Genomic DNA, 17,689 nt, shown 5'->3' on the forward strand with positions numbered 1-17,689 from the left:
ACGCCGGTTACCGGGTGCCGAGATTGTCGTCGTCCCCGGCTGACCCGAGCGCGAGGTTGCAGTAGAGGAGCGCTCCCCAGATCGTCGCCTGGAGCACCCCGGGGGAGGGCCGGTTGTCCACCAGGCCCCGGAACAACTGGTCGCCGACGCAGACCGCGCAGTGGGGGTTGACGTGCCCCTGCTCGACATCGATGCCCGGGAGGCGGCGGTGGTCGGTGAGCGCGTTGAACAGGCGGATCGCCAGCGCCTGCATGTCCGGGGGAACCTCCTGGCCGCCGTGCCGGGAGTGGAGCACGCTCAGCGTGGCCAGGCCCCAGACTCCGTCGGTGTACCGGGTGGGGCCTTCTCCGCGGCTGCCGAGCTCATGGCCGGGCAGCCGGCCCCGGATCTCCAACGTGGCCCGGGCCTCCGCCATGAACATCCTCTGCTGCTCGGGCGGAAGGTGGTCGGTTCGGGCACGGCTCCACTGCTCGATCCGGTCGGCCAGGTCGGCGGTGATGCCGGGACGGGATTCCCGCAGCACGCCCAGCAGCGCGCCGAACACGCTGACCTCGGCGACCCTGTCGCTCGGGTCTGCCCGGCCGCGCCAGACGGAGGTGAAGTTGGAGATCCACGACCCGCAGCGCACGCGCGCTTCGGTGATCTCCGGTGCCGTCATGTCGCCGGTGAGCTCCACCAGCTCGTCGGCCAGCCGGTCCAGCCGGGCGCTCAGGCGCGGGGTGTGGGCGCCGATCACCAGAGCGCGGGTCCGGGCCAGGCCGGTGGGGTGGTCCGGGGGATTCACCCAGGTGTTCACGTGCCGGGCCGAGCGCACCAGCAGGTCGGTCAGCTCCTCGGGCCAGCGGCGCCAGGTGGCGAACTGCCGGATCGATTCCTCCGAAGGAGCCTTGCCCCGCACCGTCCGGTCCCACCACCGGTGCGGGTGCCGGCCCCGGTAGCCCGTCCACGTGGCCCCCGCCATGTGGTGAGCCCCGACCACGGTGTGGATCCGGTACAGGACCTCGTCGTTGTTGGCGTCCTCGCCGCAGGCATCGACGGCCATGGCCAGGCTGACCAGCCCCCACATGGCCGTGCCTTTGCACCAGGCCTCGCCCAGGACGGGCAGCTCCCACTCGTCCACGCCGTCCGGCCGCAGCCACTTGAAGCCCTGGTGCACCATCGCCGCGCAGTACTCACCCAGGGTCTCGACCCACTCGGCGCCGCCGGGCGTGCGGCACAGACCGCGGAACGCCCCGTGCCGGTAGGCCGCGTCCAGGGCGGCCAGGGCCGTGAAGTCGTCCGCGTCAGCAAGTGGTGCGACGGGGGCTCGCCCGTGGGCGAGCCGGTGGCTCTCGAACTCGAGGAAGTCGACGATCCCCTCGACCCAGGGCCGGGCGCTGCCGTCCACCTTGTTCCGCAGCCGGATGATGCGCGCCGCCTTCTCCGGCTCCACCGCGCACTGGTCGATGGTCCGGCAGTCGTCGTAGACGCCGACCATGAACGCGTCCTTCTGACGGCCGTACAGCCAGTCAGCCCAGATGTACCCATACGTTCTTGTCACGGCCGGGACCTCCATCCCTTGCTCTCGCCGACCTCTCCCAGCAACATCGCGCCCAGGGCCCTGAGCTGGCAAGATGCCACCGTTGGCAAGCTCGGAACAGGTCACACGTGCTCCACTACCGCCCAGGGAAGACCGCTCTCTGTCCTACGGCTGAACGGATTCGGCACACAGCCGGCTCGCCCGCACTGCGCAGGGATCCACAACACGTCGTGCGCCGACCGCTCACGCAGCGATGGCTGGCGAACCGTCCTCCTCAGGCCCGGCGCGTGCCCCAGGTGGTCGCCAACGGGTCACCCGGGTGGGGCAATGACCGGCTTCGGCATCGGCTGGGATGACCTGACCCGACGGACCCGGTGGGGGCTGTTGGGCTCGTCCATGTATGTGCAGGGTCCGTACGAGAAGGTCCTCGTTGCCGCGCTGCTGCTGGCGTGGATCAGCCAGTACGACGAGGCGGGCTTCGAAGCACCGGCGGCCGACGGGGACCCTGCCCGTTCAGCCAGGAATATCTTGATGTGTCAGCAGATCATGGAGAACCCGGACCCGCCAGTCGGCGATGGTGACCCGTATCTGACCGTCTGACGGGATGTGCAACAGCGGCTGCATCGCATCGCCACGCCCGGCCAGGTGCGGCGGTACAACCGCGGCCTGCGAGGCGTTGTTCGAGACCGCCGGGCGTGCTCCGTCGTTGCCCGAGTATCTGGCGATCCGCCGCTTACGGAAGGCATCCGTTTTCATCAATGTCAGACCTGCCTGTCACCATCAGTGCCATGTTGCAGGTGTGTCTGAATGGTTCCCGCTCCTGGGAGCACTGCCCAGGGCTTCCGGTCACCGCCGCCGAACTCGCCGACGCGGCTCGTGCCGCCGTTGCCGCCGGTGCCGACGACATCCATCTACACCCCAAGGATCCCGACGGCGCCGACACCCTTGACCCCGGCATCGTCGCCGAGACCCTCACAGCAGTACGGGCCGCCGTCCAGGGGATTCCCATCGGCGTCACCACAGGCGCATGGACTGTATCCGACCCGGTGCGGCGTGCCGGCATGATCCGGTCCTGGACCGTCACCCCCGACCACGCCTCGGTCAACTGGCACGAGGACGGCGCCGACCTGGTGGCCGGGGCGCTCAAGGACAAGGGCATCGCCATCGAGGCGGGCATCTATTCCGGCACCGACGCCAGCACGCGCTTCCTCACCTCACCGTACGCGGACCAGGTACTGCGGGTACTGGCCGAAGTCACCGACACCGACCCGCAGACCGCTCCGAGAACAGCCCGGGAACTGCTCGGCCGGCTCACCCCCCATGTCACTGCCCCGATCCTGCTGCACGGCGAAGACGGCGGCGCCTGGCCCGTCCTCCGCACAGCTGCCCAACACGGGCTCCCCACCCGCATCGGCCTCGAAGACGTCCTCCACACCCCTGACGGAACCCCCGCTCACGACAACGCCACCCTCGTACGTCTCGCCCTTTCCTCAAACCGCCACGCCCCGGCCTGAGGAGCTCGAAGTGTCTGTCTGAACGACGGGCAGGCCGCGCTCCAGGAGCTCCGGGCCGACATCGCCCACCCAAGACGCCGTCGACGGCTGGCACTTCCCGCCCTTGATTCGCTCGTCACCGCCTGAGCCCGCGTCACGGCCCGGCGGGTGGACCTGGCCCTCGCGGCCGCCGGCACGGTGGACCTGTCGGTGGTTGGTGCTGGGCCGGCCGGGGTGGCCGCCGCGGTGATGGCGTCGAGCCTGCGGATGAAGTGCGTGGTCGTCGAGGCCGAGGGCCTGGAACGGCAATTCGCCGAGGGGTGCACCAGCGTCACCCGCCTCCACCGTGAGCTTCTCGCCGACAACGCGCCCGTTACCTACCAGATGGTGCGCGCCCACATCGCCACCCTGCGGATGTCTCCGGCCGACGCACCGCCACGGCCTCCGACGGTGCGGCAGGTGACCGGCTGGCTCACCCGTCACCCCACCGCCCTGACCGAGGAAGACAGGGCGAGCCTGAAGAACGTCCTGGCCCGCTGCCCCGAACTGGACACGGCCGCCGGACACGTCCGTGATTTCGGCGAGATACTCAGCGGCCGTCTCGGTAGCACGCTCCCTGCCTGGATCGACCCAGTCGATGCCAGCCCGCTTCCCGGGCTCACCGGCTTCGCACTTCACCTGCTCCGGGACCTCGACGCCGTGACGGCCGGGCTCACCCTGGACTGGAGTTCCGGCAGTATCGAGGGGGCCGTGAACCGCATCAAGAAGATCAAGAGGCAGCTCTACGGTCGAGCCGGCTTCCACCTGCTCCGGAAGATGATGCTGCAGTAGCACGGCAATAGTCTCTTGCTGATGCGGGTTCGGCGGGCTAGAACTTCGTGTGACTATTTTTGTGTGTGCCGCCTGCGCCCGCCCTCTGACCAGGTCTGTGCAACTGTCCGAGACACTGGTCAGGCCAGAGTTCGACGGGCGGATCGGACCCGGCGGGTATCGCCGGGCCCCGGCCACGATGCATGAGGGGCTCTATGCCCTGGAGCCCGAGCCATGGGGAGCACCGTTCCTGCCGACCGACGAACCCGTGGCGGTATTTCCTGGGGGGCCGTGTGTTCTCGATCCGGACGGAGACGGATTCCTAACTTCCGCAGGCCCCCGAAACACGATCGTTCTCCATCCCGACGACGCCCCCGACCTGCTGCCGGACCTTGAGGGGGACCACACAGGCTGCTGCGGCTCGCATGGCCAGGGCGGACTGAACCGACTGTGCCTATGTGGCGCTGCGGTGGGAACAGAGACCAGCGAGTGTTCCACCGCGTACGAGCTCCACCTCGACCCAGCACAGGTTCATGCACGAGATGCCAGCATCGTCGGACCACCGTCAAAGTTCGGTGAGGCAGAACATTAGGCACGGAGCTGAGGCTCAACCTGCCACATCATCGAACGCCACGATGACTCTCCGAGATCGCTCCCCAAGATATCTGTGCCAGAACCCCACCCTCAGTTACAAAGCCAGGCGGGGGTGGAGCCTGCGGTGGAAGACGCCCGAGCCGAATCCCACGAGCCCGGCACGGGACAGCTCGGCCAAGTCGGCCTCCTCGGGGGAGACAACCTTCGCGCCCAGTACCTGGGCGCGCGGAGGTTGCACAGCAGGCCACGTTGCACGGAACGGGCCACGGAGTGGAGCGGTGGCTTCTTCAGTTCTGGCCCGCAGACGCCTGAACCAGTGAGATACACGTACAGGAAGGCCCCCGCCTGGTGCGGGGGCCTTCCGCGCGATGCCCGCGGGTTCACCACCAGTACCTTCAGCAGGAGCTGCGCAGCGCAAACACCGGCCAGTACTCGGATCATCCTGTGGAGATGATGCGCCGCTGCTCCCTCAGCTTGTGCCTTAACAGCGGGCGGTCACTCTTTGTGTTGGGGGCTGTGATCGCTGCGGTCTGTTTTGGTCGCGTTCGATCAGCGTCTCGGGTCGCTTGACGGTTTTGCCCACGTCATGACGGGTCGGCCGTTGTCGGTTCGGGATGCCTGGGGGCCGTCCGGGGCCTGGCCTGGACGGTTGGGGCGCACGGGCCGGACTGCCCAGGTGCGGTCGGATGTTCCTGAACCCGCGGCGGACGCGGGTCGGGGTGAGCGCGGTGCCGGGCCGGCTTGTCTTCTCCCAGGGCTTGCGCTGGTCGGTCGCGAGCGGCAGCGCGAGGCGGAGCTGGGTGTGGGCTGCGATGACGAGCCATGTCCACCGGTCCGCCGCCCGCGGGTCGCGCAGCCGGGGACGGGTCCAGCCCAGGGACTGCTTGAACAGGCGAAACGTGTGCTCAAGATCGAATCTGCGCAGGTAGCACGACCAGACGAAGTCGACGTCGGCCTCGGTGGCGCCGGTCGCGGAGGACCACAGCCAGATGGGTGGCGCGTCGCGGTCGCCGGGGAGGTGGTCGACCTTCAGGTGGAGCAGGGTGCCCTCGACCAGGGGAAGCTCCCCGTTGTCGTCGATCCACGCGGAGCGGTGGGTCAGCAAGGGGTGCACCCGGTCCCATGCCTGGGTCTCGGCCTTGCCGTAGCGCGCGGTGTCGTTCCTGGTCAGCACGGTGGGCTCGGGCCAGGTGGCGGGGTCGGCGAGCTTGAACCGGGGCCCGTGCTTGGGCGGCCGGCCGCCCTTGGGGTCGTAGACGTAGGCCGGCTTCGCGAGCCGCAGGACGCGGTCCGAGCGCAGGCGTCCGGCTATCTCGACCGGCAGATCGGACAGGACGTGCGCCGGGCGCATCGGGTCGTAGCCGGCGTCCATCACGATCAGGATCTTCCTGTCGCCCTCCTGCCACTGCCCGGCCGCCATCAAGCGCTCGACCACGGCCCGCAGCTGGCGGGCGGTCACCACCGCCGTGTCGTCGGCGGGTCCGAGGCGGACCGCGTCCAGGACCTGCGTCCACGAGGTCCGGTCCGGGGTGAGCGCGGCGACGAACGAGTACGGCCAGCCCGGCACGACATGGTCCGATGAACGGCCGTTGCGGTCGTGGACCAGGCAGAACAGCCGCTCCGGCGAGCAGGCGGCATCCGGCCGCAGCCACGGCGAGACGTCCACCGTGAGCACGATCCGCCCGTCGAACCGCGGAAGAGGCAGGGAAACCAGCAGGTCACGCAGGGCGTTGGTGTCGAGCCGACCGTGGTTCAGGGCACCGTACAGCGAGCCGTAACCGCGCCGGTGCTCTGCCAGCAGCGACAGCTCCACCGGCGTCCGCGTCGGGCCGTCCGCACACAGCAGGGCGTCGGTCAGTTCGAAGAAGGCGTCGGCCCGCGCGGACAGACACCCGTAGAAGCGGGCGCGGAAGCGTGACAGGTCAGCGAGGGCATCCCGAGCGACGTCCTGGTCCAGCACACCCATCCCCACCGGCCCCCCCGTGAACTCCTTGATCACAACGCAGAGTTCAGGATCACGAGGAAGACCGCCCCACACCCTGCAGACACTCCAAAGAGTGACCGCCGATGTAAAGGAACAAGCTGAGTGGGGAAGTCTAGGTGGCGAATTCGGAGTTCGAAGGTGGCCGGGGTCAAAGGTTGCCCGGTTCGTCGGCCGGGGAAGGGCCATCGGGCGTCCGGGTTGGACGCGATCATGGTGTTCGGGCGTTGGCCCAGGTAGCTCAGCAGCCTTCCGGCGAAAGGTGCTGGGACGGGCGAGGGCGGGTCACCGAGCCGGACCAGGACCTCATCGTCCTCTTGGAGGACATCGTCGATGGTGAGCCGGGCGATCCGGGCGTATCTCCTCCAACCACCGTGGTGACCGAGTACAGGCTGCCGGCCTGGGCCCTCGGTCCTGGAGCTGCCGGTCGCCCCGCGACATGCCGGGCAAGGCCGCAGACTTCCTCCGCGCCGCCGGCTGCACACATGCCGGTGCCGGCCCGCCGGATCCAGTCAGCGCCGTTTCCTGCTCGACCTTGTCGCGATCAGGGCTTCCAGGAGGCGATCGGCGGCACGTTCGCCCTGGACCAGACTGCTGTTGGTGCAGGGAAGTCCAGCGAAGTAGTCTCCGGCTAGTTGGACGCGCGAGGTTCTACTGAGGCTATGGACGAAGGCGGTCAGGGCCTGGATGTCGCCGGGCCGATTGCTGACGACACAAGTGTTCCACCGCTGGACATGGGAGGTGACGAGGTGGCCGTCGACGTCAAGCGCCAGCAGACGTGAGGCCCCTTCGACGGCCGCGTCGACGAGGTATGGGTCATCGCGCTCCCAGTGCCTCTCGATCCATGGGGGGCTCCAGTAGATGCTGAGCAGGTCCTGCCCTGTCGGCAGGCGCCCGGGCCCCTTGTTGTGCTCGACCACGCCACCGATGATGCTCTTGCTGCCCGGCGCTGTCAGCCACAGTGTCTTGCTGGGCAGGAGGCGGTCGACACCCAGGTAGATGACGAGGTTTTTTTCGTAAGGCAGCTGGTTGAGAAAGTCGCGCTGGCCCGGGGGGAGCTGGCCGTAGAGAGTGGGGACATGGCAGCCGGGGACTGTGATGACGGCGCCGTCAGCGTGTTCAATGTGCTCGGCTTCCCCGGGGCGGTCCCAGGTGACGGTGACGCCTGTGCTGTTCTCCTCTACCGATGTTGCACAGGCCGACAGACGTACGTCGAGCCGGCGGGCGAGCGCGTCGGGCAGGAACTGAACACCGTTCTTCGTACCGAAACAGCATCCCCCGCTGATGATCTGGAAGATGCTGAACATCGTCGCCAGTGAAGCCGTTTCGGCGGGGGCGAGGTAGTAGTCGTTGATTGGGGCGCAGAGGGACTCCATGAGCTGCGGGGTCAGGCGCCGCTTGCCGTAGGCGGCGACGCTCTCCGTGTCGATCTGGTTTGCGGTGGTACCGTCGGTGAAGTCCAGGCCCTTGATCCGGCGCACGTCGCGGATGAGATTGATCAGGGCAAGCTTTGAGCGTAGCGACAGCAACCGGGTGAAGAGCAGGTCGGTGGCCTTGTCGGTGCGCAGGTAGTGGGGGCCGTTCGGGGTGTAGATTCCCGCCGTCGCGGCGACGGGGTGAATCTGGTCGGTGAGGTCGAGTTCGTCGATGAGCTGCAGCATGCGGTGGTACGTGGCGAACAGAATGGTCGCGGCGATGTCGATGCGGAACCCGTCGCGCTCGAGGGTGGTCATCTTTCCGCCGACGTGGTCGGCGCTCTCCAGGACTGTGACCTGGTGGCCTGCTTGCTGAAGGCGGTATCCCGCGGCAAGCCCGGAGATGCCGGCGCCGATGACGATGATGCGCTGGCCTGCATTACTGACAGTCATGCCTGGCTCCCTTTTGTCTGGTACCGGCTGGTGACCTGTGACCACTGGTAGTTGCCGTGCAACCAGCAGCGCAGCCCGTACAGGTAGCTGTTGAGCTCCGGACCTGCATTCTTGGCTACGGCTTCCTCCAGCCTCAGGTAGGCGTCCATCTCGGCGTTGTTGATACTGATGGCCTTCTCCACCGCTTGTGCCGTAGCGGCTTCGGTGTTGTCCGTGCGGAGGACCCAGACGAGGTTGACGTCGTACATGCTGCGTTCTTCTTCCACACGGAAGGAGAACAGGTCGTTGGTCCAAGCGACGACGGCGGTCGCGTGGGTGGTGAGCTGGAGAACGTCGGGATGGCAAAGCCGGTTCTCCTCGATTCGGAATCCGCCGATCGTGTCAATCAAAGAAAGCATCGGAAGGACGCCGGAACTCAGCAGCCGGCTGGTGGAGAATTCCTTTGCCGAGATGCTGCCGCCCGACTCGGCCCAGCATGCCTCCAGCAGTGCCCCAAAGAATGCCCGGGTCATCTCTGTGCAGAACCTGCGGGTCTGCAGATCCGTGGCAATCTCGCGGATGGCACTCAGAATCGAGGCAAAGGCGGCCAGCAGCCGGTCCCCTTCGGGGGAGCTGCCCGGCGCCCACGCCGCAGAACAACCCAGCAAGCGCTGATAGATGACGGAAAGCCTCGCCATCCGGGCAGGGCTGCCGCCTGTTTCCGCGTTGTCCAGCCACTCGTCATCCAAGACGAACATCCACGCCATGACCTTCCCGGCTACCACGACAGTGTGTTTGGGTCCGTAAGGGAAGGTCCAGGACGCAAGGAGCCCTGGATTGATGCCTGCCAGTCGGTCCAGGGATGCCCCCTCGGCCAAACCCACACGCTCGGCCCAAGCCTGGACTTCGCGCTCGATCTGCCCGTGTTCTTCGTGAAGCGGGGTTTGGTACGGGTAGTGCAGGACACAAGGCGCGAATGCGTCAGTGGACATGTGCTCAGTTCCTATTCGTAAGGCCTTTGTGAAGGAGGCAACCGTCACCGGTGACGGCGACCCCACGCCCGGCCGGCCTCGCCAGGGCTGCTTCCCAGCTCTTGGTCCGGCCTTGTATCTCCCGTGCGAGCGCTCCGAAGTCCCGAAGGTTCTTGGCACACTGGCTGGCGAAGGCCAGACCGGTCATGCCGCGACGACGTGCCGAGGAGAGCCGCTGTCGGGCCCACCGCCGACATCGTCTCGGCAGAACCCGCGTGGACGATCGGCGCGGCGCCGTACGCCGAGACCATGACGAGAAAACCTTCGGGCCCTCCGCCGTCTGCTCGACGAAGATTCGCGCCCTTTGTCCGAAGGGACTTGACGATGTACTTGTCGTGGACGATCTCGTGCCGGATGGAGACCGGCGCCCCGTACTGCTCCAGCGCCACCTCGGCGGCCTGGGTCGCACGTCCGGCACCGGCACAGAACCCACACGGTGAGGCCGACAGGTCGCGGCGGCGGGGGCGGGGAATGGTCATGCGTGTCTCCGCACCGCGGATTCGGCAAGAGAGTGAAGGGTTGCGGTGGCCACCTGCCCGAAGGGCGCGGTCTCCAGCGCGGCCAGGGCGCGCTCGTAGCGTTTGGTGATCATCTCTTCGACTCTGTCCGGGGCTCCGGTGGCCGTGATGATGCGGCGCGCGACTTCTGCCTGGTCTTCGGTGAGGGTGGGGCAGCCGAGGGAGAGGCGCAGTTGGCCGGCCTGGGCGCGGGATGCGTGCTTCAGGGTCAGGGCGGTCAGGACGGTGGCCTTGCCGTCACGGAGATCGTCCAGACATGGTTTGCCGGTCCGGCCGGGCTTGCCGAAGACGCCCAGGAGGTCGTCACGGAGCTGGAAGGCCTCGCCCAGGGGGATGGCATAAGCCGTCAGAGCAGCCTGAACAGCCGAGGTAGTCCCGGCAAGGGCGGCGCCGATGTGCAGAGGCCGCTCAACGGTGTATTTGGCGGTCTTGTAGCGCACGATGGTCAGTGCCAGCTCCACGTCGTCGGTGAGGGTGCCAGCGGCAGCCAGGTCGAGGTACTGGCCGTACATCACCTCAGTGCGCATGGTGTCGACCAGCGGCAAGACTCGGGTGAACTGTCGCGACGAGAGCCCTGCGGTGTGTAGGAGCTCGTCGGACCAGGCCAGGGCGAGGTCGCCGATCAGGATCGCGGCCCCGGCCCCCAGGTGGTCTGCCGCGGCGGTGCTGCGACCGCCCCGATGGCGTGCGGCGAGCTGGCGGTGGACGGTGGGGCGGCCGCGGCGGGTGGCGGAGTTGTCCATGATGTCGTCGTGGATGAGGGCGAAGGCGTGGAACATTTCCAGCGATGCCGCGACCTGGAGGGCGGGGGCGGGGTTTCCGTGCCCGCCTGCGGCGTGCCAGCCCGCCACGCACAGCAAGGGGCGCAGGCGTTTCCCGCCGCCGAAGAGGAAGTCGTGCAGAGTCCGGGGAACTTCCCCGGGCATCTTCTGTGCGCCCGCAGTGTGTGTCTTGTGGGTAAGGAAGTCGTCGAGGAGACCGTCGATGCGGGTGCGCACCGTTGCGAAACCGGGAAATTCAGCAACGGGGGTCTGTGCGGTCATCGTGCATCTCCGTCTTCTGGCATCCCCGTCTCGTGGGTCAGGCGGAGGGCTTCGTCGAGGAGGGCGTCGACGATCCTTGCCTCCGGCACGGTGCGCAGCATTTCCCCTTTGCGGAAGATCTGGCCTTTGCCGTTGCCGCAGGACACGCCGAGGTCGGCCTCGCGGGATTCGCCGGGTCCGTTGACGACGCAGCCCATGACGGCGATGCGTAGGGGGTGGGGGAAGCCGTCGAAAGCGGCTTCGACCTGGGTGGCGAGTGTGTGGATATCGACTTGGAGGCGGCCGCAGCCGGGGCAGGAGACGATCTCCAGTTTCCGGGGGCGCAGTCCGAGGGAGGCGAGGATGTGGCAGCCGGCCTTGACTTGCTCGACGGGGTCGGCGGACAGGGAGACGCGGACGGTGTCGCCGATGCCCTCGCCCAGCAGGATCCCGAAGGCCACCGCGGACTTGATGGCGCCCTGGAAGGCTGGGCCTGCCTCGGTGACGCCCAGGTGGAGAGGGTAGTCGCATTGCCTGGCGAGCAGCCGGTTCGCGGCGATCATCGTGAGCGGGTCGTGGTGCTTGACCGCAATCTTCAGGTCGGTGAAGCCGTGTTCCTCGAAGAGTGAGCACTCCCAGAGCGCGGACTCCACCAGCGCCTGTGGCGTGGCGCGGCCGTGTTTGGCGAGCAGGCGGGGGTCGAGGGAGCCAGCGTTGACCCCGACCCGGATCGGTACGTGTGCGGCCTGTGCTGCGGCGGCGATCTGTTTGACCTTGTCGTCGAACTTCTTGATGTTGCCGGGGTTGACGCGGACGGCGGCGCAGCCGGCGTCGATGGCGGCGAAGACGTAGCGGGGCTGAAAGTGGATGTCCGCGATCACGGGGATCGGTGACCTGGCCACGATCGTGGGGAGGGCGCCGACGTCGTCCTGGGTGGGGACGGCGACGCGGACAATGTCGCACCCGGCCGCGGTGATGGCGGCGATCTGTTGCAGCGTGGCATCCACGTCAGCGGTGTTGGTGGTCGTCATGGCCTGGACGGAGACCGGTGCGCCGCCGCCGACGGGGACATCGCCGACATGGATCCGCCGGGTACGGCGGCGCACCGGAGCGGGTGGGGGTGGGGTGGGAAGGCCGAGGTCGATAGCGGGCATGTCAGGCCCCCTTGGCTGGATGTGTAGGGCTCGGGGCCGGGCAGCGGACGGGGATGTGGGTGGGGTGGGTATGGAGGTGCTCTTGGGTGTGGTGGCGGGCCCAGGCATCAGCGGCGCGGACGGCGCCGAGGGTGAGCTCGCGGTCGGGGACGGGGGTGTGATGGGCAACGGCGTGTTCGATGGTCTGGGTGATGGTGGTGAAGGGGATGGCCCCTGTGAGGAAGGCGGTGACGGCTTCCTCGTTGGCGGCGTTGTAGACGGCCGGGGTGGTGCCACCGGTGCGACCGGCGTGGCGGGCGAGGGCGAGGGCGGGGAACCGGCCCTCGTCGACGGGCTCGAAGGTCCAGGTGTGGGCCTGGGTCCAGTCGAGGGGCTCGATGACGGCCGGTGGCGGGCGCTGTGGCCAGGCGAGGGCGGTGGCGATGGGCAGGCGCATGTCCGGTGGTGCGGCGTGGGCGAGGGTGGAGCCGTCGGCGTACTCGGCCATCGAGTGCACCGCGGACTGGGGGTGGATGACCGCGGTGATGCGGTCATAGCCCAGACCGAACAGGGCCTGGGCCTCGATGAGTTCCAGGCCCTTGTTGACGAGGGTGGCGGAGTTGACGGTGACGAGGGGGCCCATGTTCCAGGTGGGGTGGGTGAGGGCCTGGGCGGGGGTGACCGCGGCGAGTTGTGCTCGGGTGTGGGTGCGGAAGGGGCCGCCGCTGCAGGTCAGGACTAGGTGCTGGATGCCGGGGACGGGGCAGGCGTAGGCCCAGCCGGGCAGGCACTGCATGATGGCGCTGTGCTCGGAGTCCACGGGCACGATCTGTCCCGGCCCCGCCACCCGCGCGATCAGCGGGCCGCCGGCGACCAGGGATTCCTTGTTCGCCAGCGCCACCCGGCTCCCCGCCTGAAGCGCGGTGAGGGTCGCAGGAAGCCCTGCGGCGCCGGGGAGAGCGTTGAGCACGACATCGCACGGCCATCCGGCAGCCGCCGACAGCCCTCCCGTACCCGGCAGGACGGCCGGAAGAGACTGGTGAGGGGCGTCCGCCGCCCGTGCCAGGGCGGAGAAGGCAGCGGTGAAGGCTTCAACAGCCGACGGGTCGGTGACAGCTACGATCCGCGCTCCGGTCCGCAGGGCCTGGCGGGCCAGCAGCCCGGGATTTTCACCGGACGCTGCCAGCACCACCGCACGGAACCGGTCCGGGTGGGTGGTGATCACGTCGATTGCCTGGGAACCGACCGAACCCGTCGACCCCAGCACCACCACCGACCGTGCGCTGGCAGTGCCTGCCGAAGCCCCGTCCGGCACGGGCAACGGACGCCCGGCACCGTCCCGCTGCCCGTCCTCGCACAGCCCGGCCCGTACCTGCACGGCCGGTACTTGCACGGGTGCGGCCACAGGGAACAGGGGGGTGCGGGCCTGGTCCGGGGCTTGTCCTGTGCCACCGGACGGCGCCCGGCGAGGCGTATCGGGGGCGGCTGCTGTGCGGGCGGGTGCCGGGGTGTTGTGGCGGGCCGGTGGCCAGACAGACTGGGCGGGCCAATTGCGGGGACGCCAGTGGGCGGGCCAGGTGAACATCACAGCCCCCCGTCGTTGTGGGGGCGGTCGGCGCGGGCACGCAGGACGTAGCAGGCGATGCCCTGGGCGGTGAGCCCACAGGCGGCGAGGATGTCGGGACGGGTGCCGTGGGCGATGAAGCGTCCGGGCAGGCCCAGCACCCGTACCGGGACGCGGGAGCCGGCGTCGGCCACCGCGCGGGCGACCGCCGTGCCTGCCCCGCCGGCGCGGGTGTTGTCCTCCACCGTCACCACCAGCCGGTGCGCAGTAGCGAGTTCGGTGAGTTCGGGCGGTACGGGCAGGACCCAGCGGGGGTCGGCGACCGTCACCCCGATCCCCTGGCCCTCCAGATACCGGGCGGCTTCCACCGCCGGCTTGGCCAAAGGACCGACCGCTACGAGGAGCACGTCCCGTGTGCGGCAGTGATGCAAGTCCTCCACAGAACCCAGCCGCTTCAGGGCGGGGATGTCGTCGGTGACGGCGGCCTTGGGGAAGCGCAGGGCGGTCGGGCCGGAGGTGTGAGTGACGGCCTCGGTGAGGAGTTCACGGAGCCGGGTGGCATCCCGCGGGACACCGACCCGCATGCCCGGGACCGCGCCGAGGAGGGTGAGGTCCCACATGCCGTGATGCGAGGGGCCGTCGGGGCCGGTGATCCCGGCCCGGTCCAGGACGAAGGTGACCGGCAGCCGGTGCAGGGCAACGTCCATGAGGACCTGGTCGAAGGCACGGCCCAGGAACGTGGCGTAGACCGCGACAACCGGGTGGAAGCCGCCCAGGGCGAGTCCGGCGGCGGAGGTGACCGCGTGCTGCTCGGCGATCCCGACGTCGAAGAACCGGTGCGGAAAGCGCTCGCCGAAGCGGGCCAGGCCGGTCGGGCCGGGCATCGCCGCGGTGATCGCAACGATGTTCTCGTGCCGCTCCCCCAGCTCGCACAGTTCCCCGGCGAACACGCTCGTCCACGACGGAGTGGTGCTGACGGTGCTGGGGCGGCCGGTTGCCGGGTCGAGGGTGCCGACGGCGTGCATGCAGTCCGCCGGATCCGCCTCGGCGGGGGTGTAGCCGCGGCCCTTGGCCGTCACCGCGTGGACCACGACCGGGCGGCGCAGATCCCGCGCCATGGACAGGGCTTCCTCGAGGGAGGGCAGGTGGTGGCCGTCGACGGGGCCGAGGTAGGCGAAACCGAGGAGATGGAAGAGGTTGCGGGCCACTGGCAACGGACCCGGCAACACGATGCCGTCCCCATCCCCATCCCCGCTGGGCCGCGCGCTGCCGAGCCCGTCGAACAGGTCACCGCAAGTGTCCTGACCACTGCGGCTTCCCTCCTCCCGGCCGGTAATGGAGGCATTGCCGGGGCCGGTGGCGCGTACACCCGTGCGCTGTTCTGCCCTGATCAGCCAGTCGACGCTGTCAGGAGCAGCACCGCGCAGGTGCTGGAGATGGTCGGCGAGTGCTCCGATGGTGGGGGCGTAGGAGCGTGTGTTGTCGTTGAGGACGATCACGACGGGACGGTCGGGGGCGCCGCCGAGGTTGTTCAGTGCCTCCCAGCACATGCCACCGGTCAGTGCCCCGTCCCCGACCACGGCGACCACCGCCCGGTCGCTTTCGCCGGTGAGGTGGCGGGCTTTGGCCAGGCCGTCGGCGTAGGACAGGACGGTCGAGGCGTGGGAGTTCTCGATCACATCGTGCTCGGACTCGGCCTGGGAGAGGTAGCCGGAGGGGCCGCCGGCCTGGCGTAGCCGGTCGAAGCCTTCGGCGCGGCCGGTGAGGAGCTTGTGGACATAGCCTTGGTGACCGATGTCGAACAGCACCGTGTCCCGGGGGGAATCGAAGACCCGGTGCAGGGCGATGCTCAGCTCCACCACCCCCAGGTTCGGTCCCAAATGCCCACCCGTCGCGCACACCGTGCCGATGAGGAAAGCACGGATTTCAGAAGCCAGGGCCGAGAGGTTGTCGTGCGTGAGACCTCGCAGGTCCTTCGGTGTGGTCAGGGCTGACAGGAGGGGAAAGCGCGCGGGCGGGATACCTGGTCCGGTGAACGGAGCAGTACGAGCGGCAGGAGCCGGGGTCCGTGGTCCGGCAGAAGGCTGCGCGGTGGCCGGGGCGGGGCGGCCCGGTCGGGTAGTCATCGGGACCTCACCGCCGCCGGCAGCCCGAAGACCACTGTCTCGGTCACGGTGGTGTGCTCGCGAACCGTCACCGGGCCCAGACCCCCGAGCGCCGCGACCACGTCGTCGACCAGGGCCTGCGGGGCGGAGGCCCCAGCACTCAGACCGACCACGCCTGCGTCCTGGACCCACTCCGTGCGGATCCCGGTGACGTCATCGACGAGGTGGGCCGGGGTGCCACTACGCCGGGCCAGCTCCACCAGGCGTACCGAGTTCGAGGAATTGGCTGAGCCGACCACCAACACCACATCCGCCCGGGCGGCGACCGCCTGGAGGGCGTGCTGGCGGTTGGTGGTGGCGTAGCAGATGTCGTCCGAGCCCGGCCCGCGGATGCCGGGGAAACGCTTCTCCAGGGCAGTGATGATCTCGGCTGTCTCGTCCAGGGCGAGGGTGGTCTGGGTCAGGTAGGAGACACGGGCGGGATCCGGGACCCGCAATGCGGTCACGTCGTCGGGGCTCTGCACCAGGACGGTTGCCTCCGGTGCTTCGCCGAGGGTGCCCTCGACCTCCTCGTGTCCCGCATGGCCGACCAGCACCACGGTGTCCCCGCGGGCGGCGAACCTGCGGGCCTCGGAATGCACCTTCGTCACCAGCGGACAGGTGGCGTCCACCACCTCAAGACCCCGGCGAACCGCCTCCTCGCGCACCTGCGGGGAGACACCGTGCGCGGAGAACACCACCACCGCCCCGTCCGGAACCTCATCCAGCTCCTCCACGAACACCGCACCACGGGACTCCAGGTCACGGACAACGTGGGTGTTATGGACGATCTGCCTCCGCACGAACACCGGACGACCGGCCCCGGCATGACGTTCCAGCAGCGCCTCGACCACCTCGATCGCCCGCTCCACCCCCGCACACAACGACCGCGGCGACGCCAGCAACACCGTACGCGGACGCACCGCCCGCGCCCACTGCTGCACGATCCCCTGTGCGAAACCCTCCGCCCCGGGCAGCCCGGAGGCCGGGGCCGGCCCCGCGGCCAGTACTGCCGCACCGCCGGGCCGGGAACGGGCGCCGGCCGGTACACCAGTGGGAGCCTTGGGGGCTATGGCCACGTGGAAGCTGCTGGGTGTGCCCTCAGGCAGCAGGCACACGGGCCCGGTGCGCACCGGGTGTCCGGCGCGGGTGAACGTTCCCGCGAGCAGCGGGGCGGCCGGGCAGGGGACGGTTTCGTGGCCGGGGATGGCGAGTTCGGTGGCTACCATGACCTCGCCGCCGGCGAGGGCTCCGGCCGGGGGCACGGCCGGAGCCATGTGTACAGCAGGGTGGTTCATCGTCAGTCCTCGCGCAGATGGCAAAGTCGTTCAAGGTGTCGCAGTGGGTCATCAGGTGGGCAGGAGGTCTCGGATCATGTGCCGCCGCCGGGACGGCACCGACGCGAGAGGCCGGCGAAAGTCCGTCCGGCCCGGCCGCGCCAGGCGACGGTGATGATCTGTTCACGGGCTCGTGTCAGTGCGTCCGCACCGGCGAGGGGGCCCAACGCCGGGGGCGGGTGTGTGGACGGGGGCATGGTCATCGCATAACCTCCGCAGGCGCAAAACCGGGGGCAACGAGGGCCGGATACACCGGATACAAATGACCCGGCCGCCTGCGACAGGCCCCCGGACAGCCCGCCGGGCCGGGCGGAATGGGAGGAGGCTGCGACCATTCAGCGCCCTCCCTGGGCCCCGCACAACCCGCCCGACATGATCGAAGCGTGCACACGTCCAACACTTGCGTACTTGTGAAACCTGGAAGCTCTGTCACCACTGGCCCGCCCCAGGGGCCCGCCGACGCTGAGTGCCGGCGGGCGGCGCAGCGACGGCTTCCGCGATCTGGTGTTCCTCGCGGTCGGTCTGTGTGACGAGGTGACGGTGGGTCTGGCCGGCCGTGCGGGGGTGAGCGTGGCGGTGGCCGGTGACGGTGCGGGCCGGGTGCCGACGGACGGCAGCGCGCGGAGATCATCCCCCTGACACCGGGCGGCCCTGTCTCTTCTGCCAGTGCTGCGGACAGTGAACGCGCTCGCGGTT

At 69.1% G+C, this 17,689-nt stretch carries 14 protein-coding genes; 3 read left to right on the top strand and 11 right to left on the bottom strand.

The genetic code is table 11. The features are described 5' to 3' along the window. Positions 1-7 precede the first annotated feature (7 nt). Entirely contained in the window at positions 8-1,540 is a 1,533-nt protein-coding gene (locus ACH427_RS27420) for a hypothetical protein (RefSeq protein WP_398873588.1), read from the bottom strand. Between the two features lie 306 nt (positions 1,541-1,846). Between ACH427_RS27420 and ACH427_RS27425 the strand changes: the two genes are divergently transcribed. The 3 genes from ACH427_RS27425 (at position 1,847) to ACH427_RS27435 (ending at position 3,843) form a co-directional block, all read left to right on the top strand. After that, positions 1,847-2,119, top strand: coding sequence for a hypothetical protein (locus ACH427_RS27425; RefSeq protein ID WP_398873590.1), 273 nt, complete (start codon positions 1,847-1,849; stop codon positions 2,117-2,119). A 188-nt stretch (positions 2,120-2,307) separates the two neighbouring features. After that, positions 2,308-3,033, top strand: coding sequence for a 3-keto-5-aminohexanoate cleavage protein (locus tag ACH427_RS27430; RefSeq protein WP_398873592.1), 726 nt, complete (start codon positions 2,308-2,310; stop codon positions 3,031-3,033). 147 nt (positions 3,034-3,180) lie between these two features. Continuing rightward, complete coding sequence (locus tag ACH427_RS27435) at positions 3,181-3,843, top strand: transposase (protein WP_398873594.1); 663 nt, start codon at positions 3,181-3,183, stop codon at positions 3,841-3,843. A gap of 667 nt (positions 3,844-4,510) precedes the next feature. On the opposite strand, the gene ACH427_RS27440 is transcribed toward ACH427_RS27435, so the two are convergent. From ACH427_RS27440 to ispH, 10 genes are all read right to left on the bottom strand, one after another. Further along, on the bottom strand, positions 4,511-4,654 hold the full coding sequence (locus ACH427_RS27440) for a hypothetical protein (RefSeq protein WP_398873596.1): 144 nt from the start codon (positions 4,652-4,654) through the stop codon (positions 4,511-4,513). Positions 4,655-4,897: 243 nt separating this feature from the next. Next, the gene (locus tag ACH427_RS27445; RefSeq protein ID WP_398873707.1) at positions 4,898-6,382 is read right to left on the bottom strand and encodes an NF041680 family putative transposase; all 1,485 of its coding nucleotides are present in this window, start codon (positions 6,380-6,382) and stop codon (positions 4,898-4,900) included. A 527-nt stretch (positions 6,383-6,909) separates the two neighbouring features. Beyond that, positions 6,910-8,265, bottom strand: coding sequence for a protoporphyrinogen/coproporphyrinogen oxidase (locus ACH427_RS27450; protein WP_398873598.1), 1,356 nt, complete (start codon positions 8,263-8,265; stop codon positions 6,910-6,912). After that, positions 8,262-9,236 (bottom strand): hypothetical protein, encoded by a 975-nt coding sequence (locus ACH427_RS27455; protein ID WP_398873600.1) that lies wholly within the window; start codon positions 9,234-9,236, stop codon positions 8,262-8,264. Before ACH427_RS27455 ends, ACH427_RS27450 begins: the two co-directional genes overlap by 4 nt. 44 nt (positions 9,237-9,280) lie before the next feature. After that, positions 9,281-9,754 (bottom strand): hypothetical protein, encoded by a 474-nt coding sequence (locus ACH427_RS27460; RefSeq protein ID WP_398873602.1) that lies wholly within the window; start codon positions 9,752-9,754, stop codon positions 9,281-9,283. Then, on the bottom strand, positions 9,751-10,836 hold the full coding sequence (locus tag ACH427_RS27465) for a polyprenyl synthetase family protein (protein ID WP_398873604.1): 1,086 nt from the start codon (positions 10,834-10,836) through the stop codon (positions 9,751-9,753). The genes ACH427_RS27460 and ACH427_RS27465 overlap by 4 nt, the downstream gene beginning before the upstream one ends. Then, entirely contained in the window at positions 10,833-11,969 is a 1,137-nt protein-coding gene (gene ispG, locus ACH427_RS27470) for a flavodoxin-dependent (E)-4-hydroxy-3-methylbut-2-enyl-diphosphate synthase (RefSeq protein ID WP_398873606.1), read from the bottom strand. The genes ACH427_RS27465 and ispG overlap by 4 nt, the downstream gene beginning before the upstream one ends. A gap of 1 nt (position 11,970) precedes the next feature. Further along, positions 11,971-13,341: a 1-deoxy-D-xylulose-5-phosphate reductoisomerase gene (gene dxr, locus ACH427_RS27475; RefSeq protein WP_398873709.1), complete on the bottom strand. Its 1,371-nt coding sequence runs from the start codon at positions 13,339-13,341 to the stop codon at positions 11,971-11,973. 191 nt (positions 13,342-13,532) lie between these two features. After that, positions 13,533-15,533: a 1-deoxy-D-xylulose-5-phosphate synthase gene (locus ACH427_RS27480; protein ID WP_398873711.1), complete on the bottom strand. Its 2,001-nt coding sequence runs from the start codon at positions 15,531-15,533 to the stop codon at positions 13,533-13,535. Between the two features lie 101 nt (positions 15,534-15,634). Beyond that, entirely contained in the window at positions 15,635-16,954 is a 1,320-nt protein-coding gene (gene ispH, locus ACH427_RS27485) for a 4-hydroxy-3-methylbut-2-enyl diphosphate reductase (RefSeq protein WP_398873608.1), read from the bottom strand. Between the last annotated feature and the right edge of the window lie 735 nt (positions 16,955-17,689).

This window comes from Streptomyces sp. NPDC020379 (assembly GCF_044387105.1).
In the GTDB taxonomy this organism is placed as follows: Bacteria; Actinomycetota; Actinomycetes; order Streptomycetales; family Streptomycetaceae; genus Streptomyces.

What these genes read in the sequence shown, in the direction of transcription:
- ACH427_RS27425 (WP_398873590.1), top strand. Translation starts at nt 1,847, where the DNA reads ATGACCGGCTTCGGCATCGGCTGGGATGACCTGACCCGACGGACCCGG.
- ispH (WP_398873608.1), bottom strand. Translation starts at nt 16,954, where the DNA reads ATGAACCACCCTGCTGTACACATGGCTCCGGCCGTGCCCCCGGCCGGA.
- ACH427_RS27450 (WP_398873598.1), bottom strand. Translation starts at nt 8,265, where the DNA reads ATGACTGTCAGTAATGCAGGCCAGCGCATCATCGTCATCGGCGCCGGC.
- ispG (WP_398873606.1), bottom strand. Translation starts at nt 11,969, where the DNA reads ATGCCCGCTATCGACCTCGGCCTTCCCACCCCACCCCCACCCGCTCCG.
- ACH427_RS27460 (WP_398873602.1), bottom strand. Translation starts at nt 9,754, where the DNA reads ATGACCATTCCCCGCCCCCGCCGCCGCGACCTGTCGGCCTCACCGTGT.
- ACH427_RS27465 (WP_398873604.1), bottom strand. Translation starts at nt 10,836, where the DNA reads ATGACCGCACAGACCCCCGTTGCTGAATTTCCCGGTTTCGCAACGGTG.
- ACH427_RS27430 (WP_398873592.1), top strand. Translation starts at nt 2,308, where the DNA reads ATGTTGCAGGTGTGTCTGAATGGTTCCCGCTCCTGGGAGCACTGCCCA.
- ACH427_RS27445 (WP_398873707.1), bottom strand. Translation starts at nt 6,382, where the DNA reads ATGGGTGTGCTGGACCAGGACGTCGCTCGGGATGCCCTCGCTGACCTG.
- ACH427_RS27455 (WP_398873600.1), bottom strand. Translation starts at nt 9,236, where the DNA reads ATGTCCACTGACGCATTCGCGCCTTGTGTCCTGCACTACCCGTACCAA.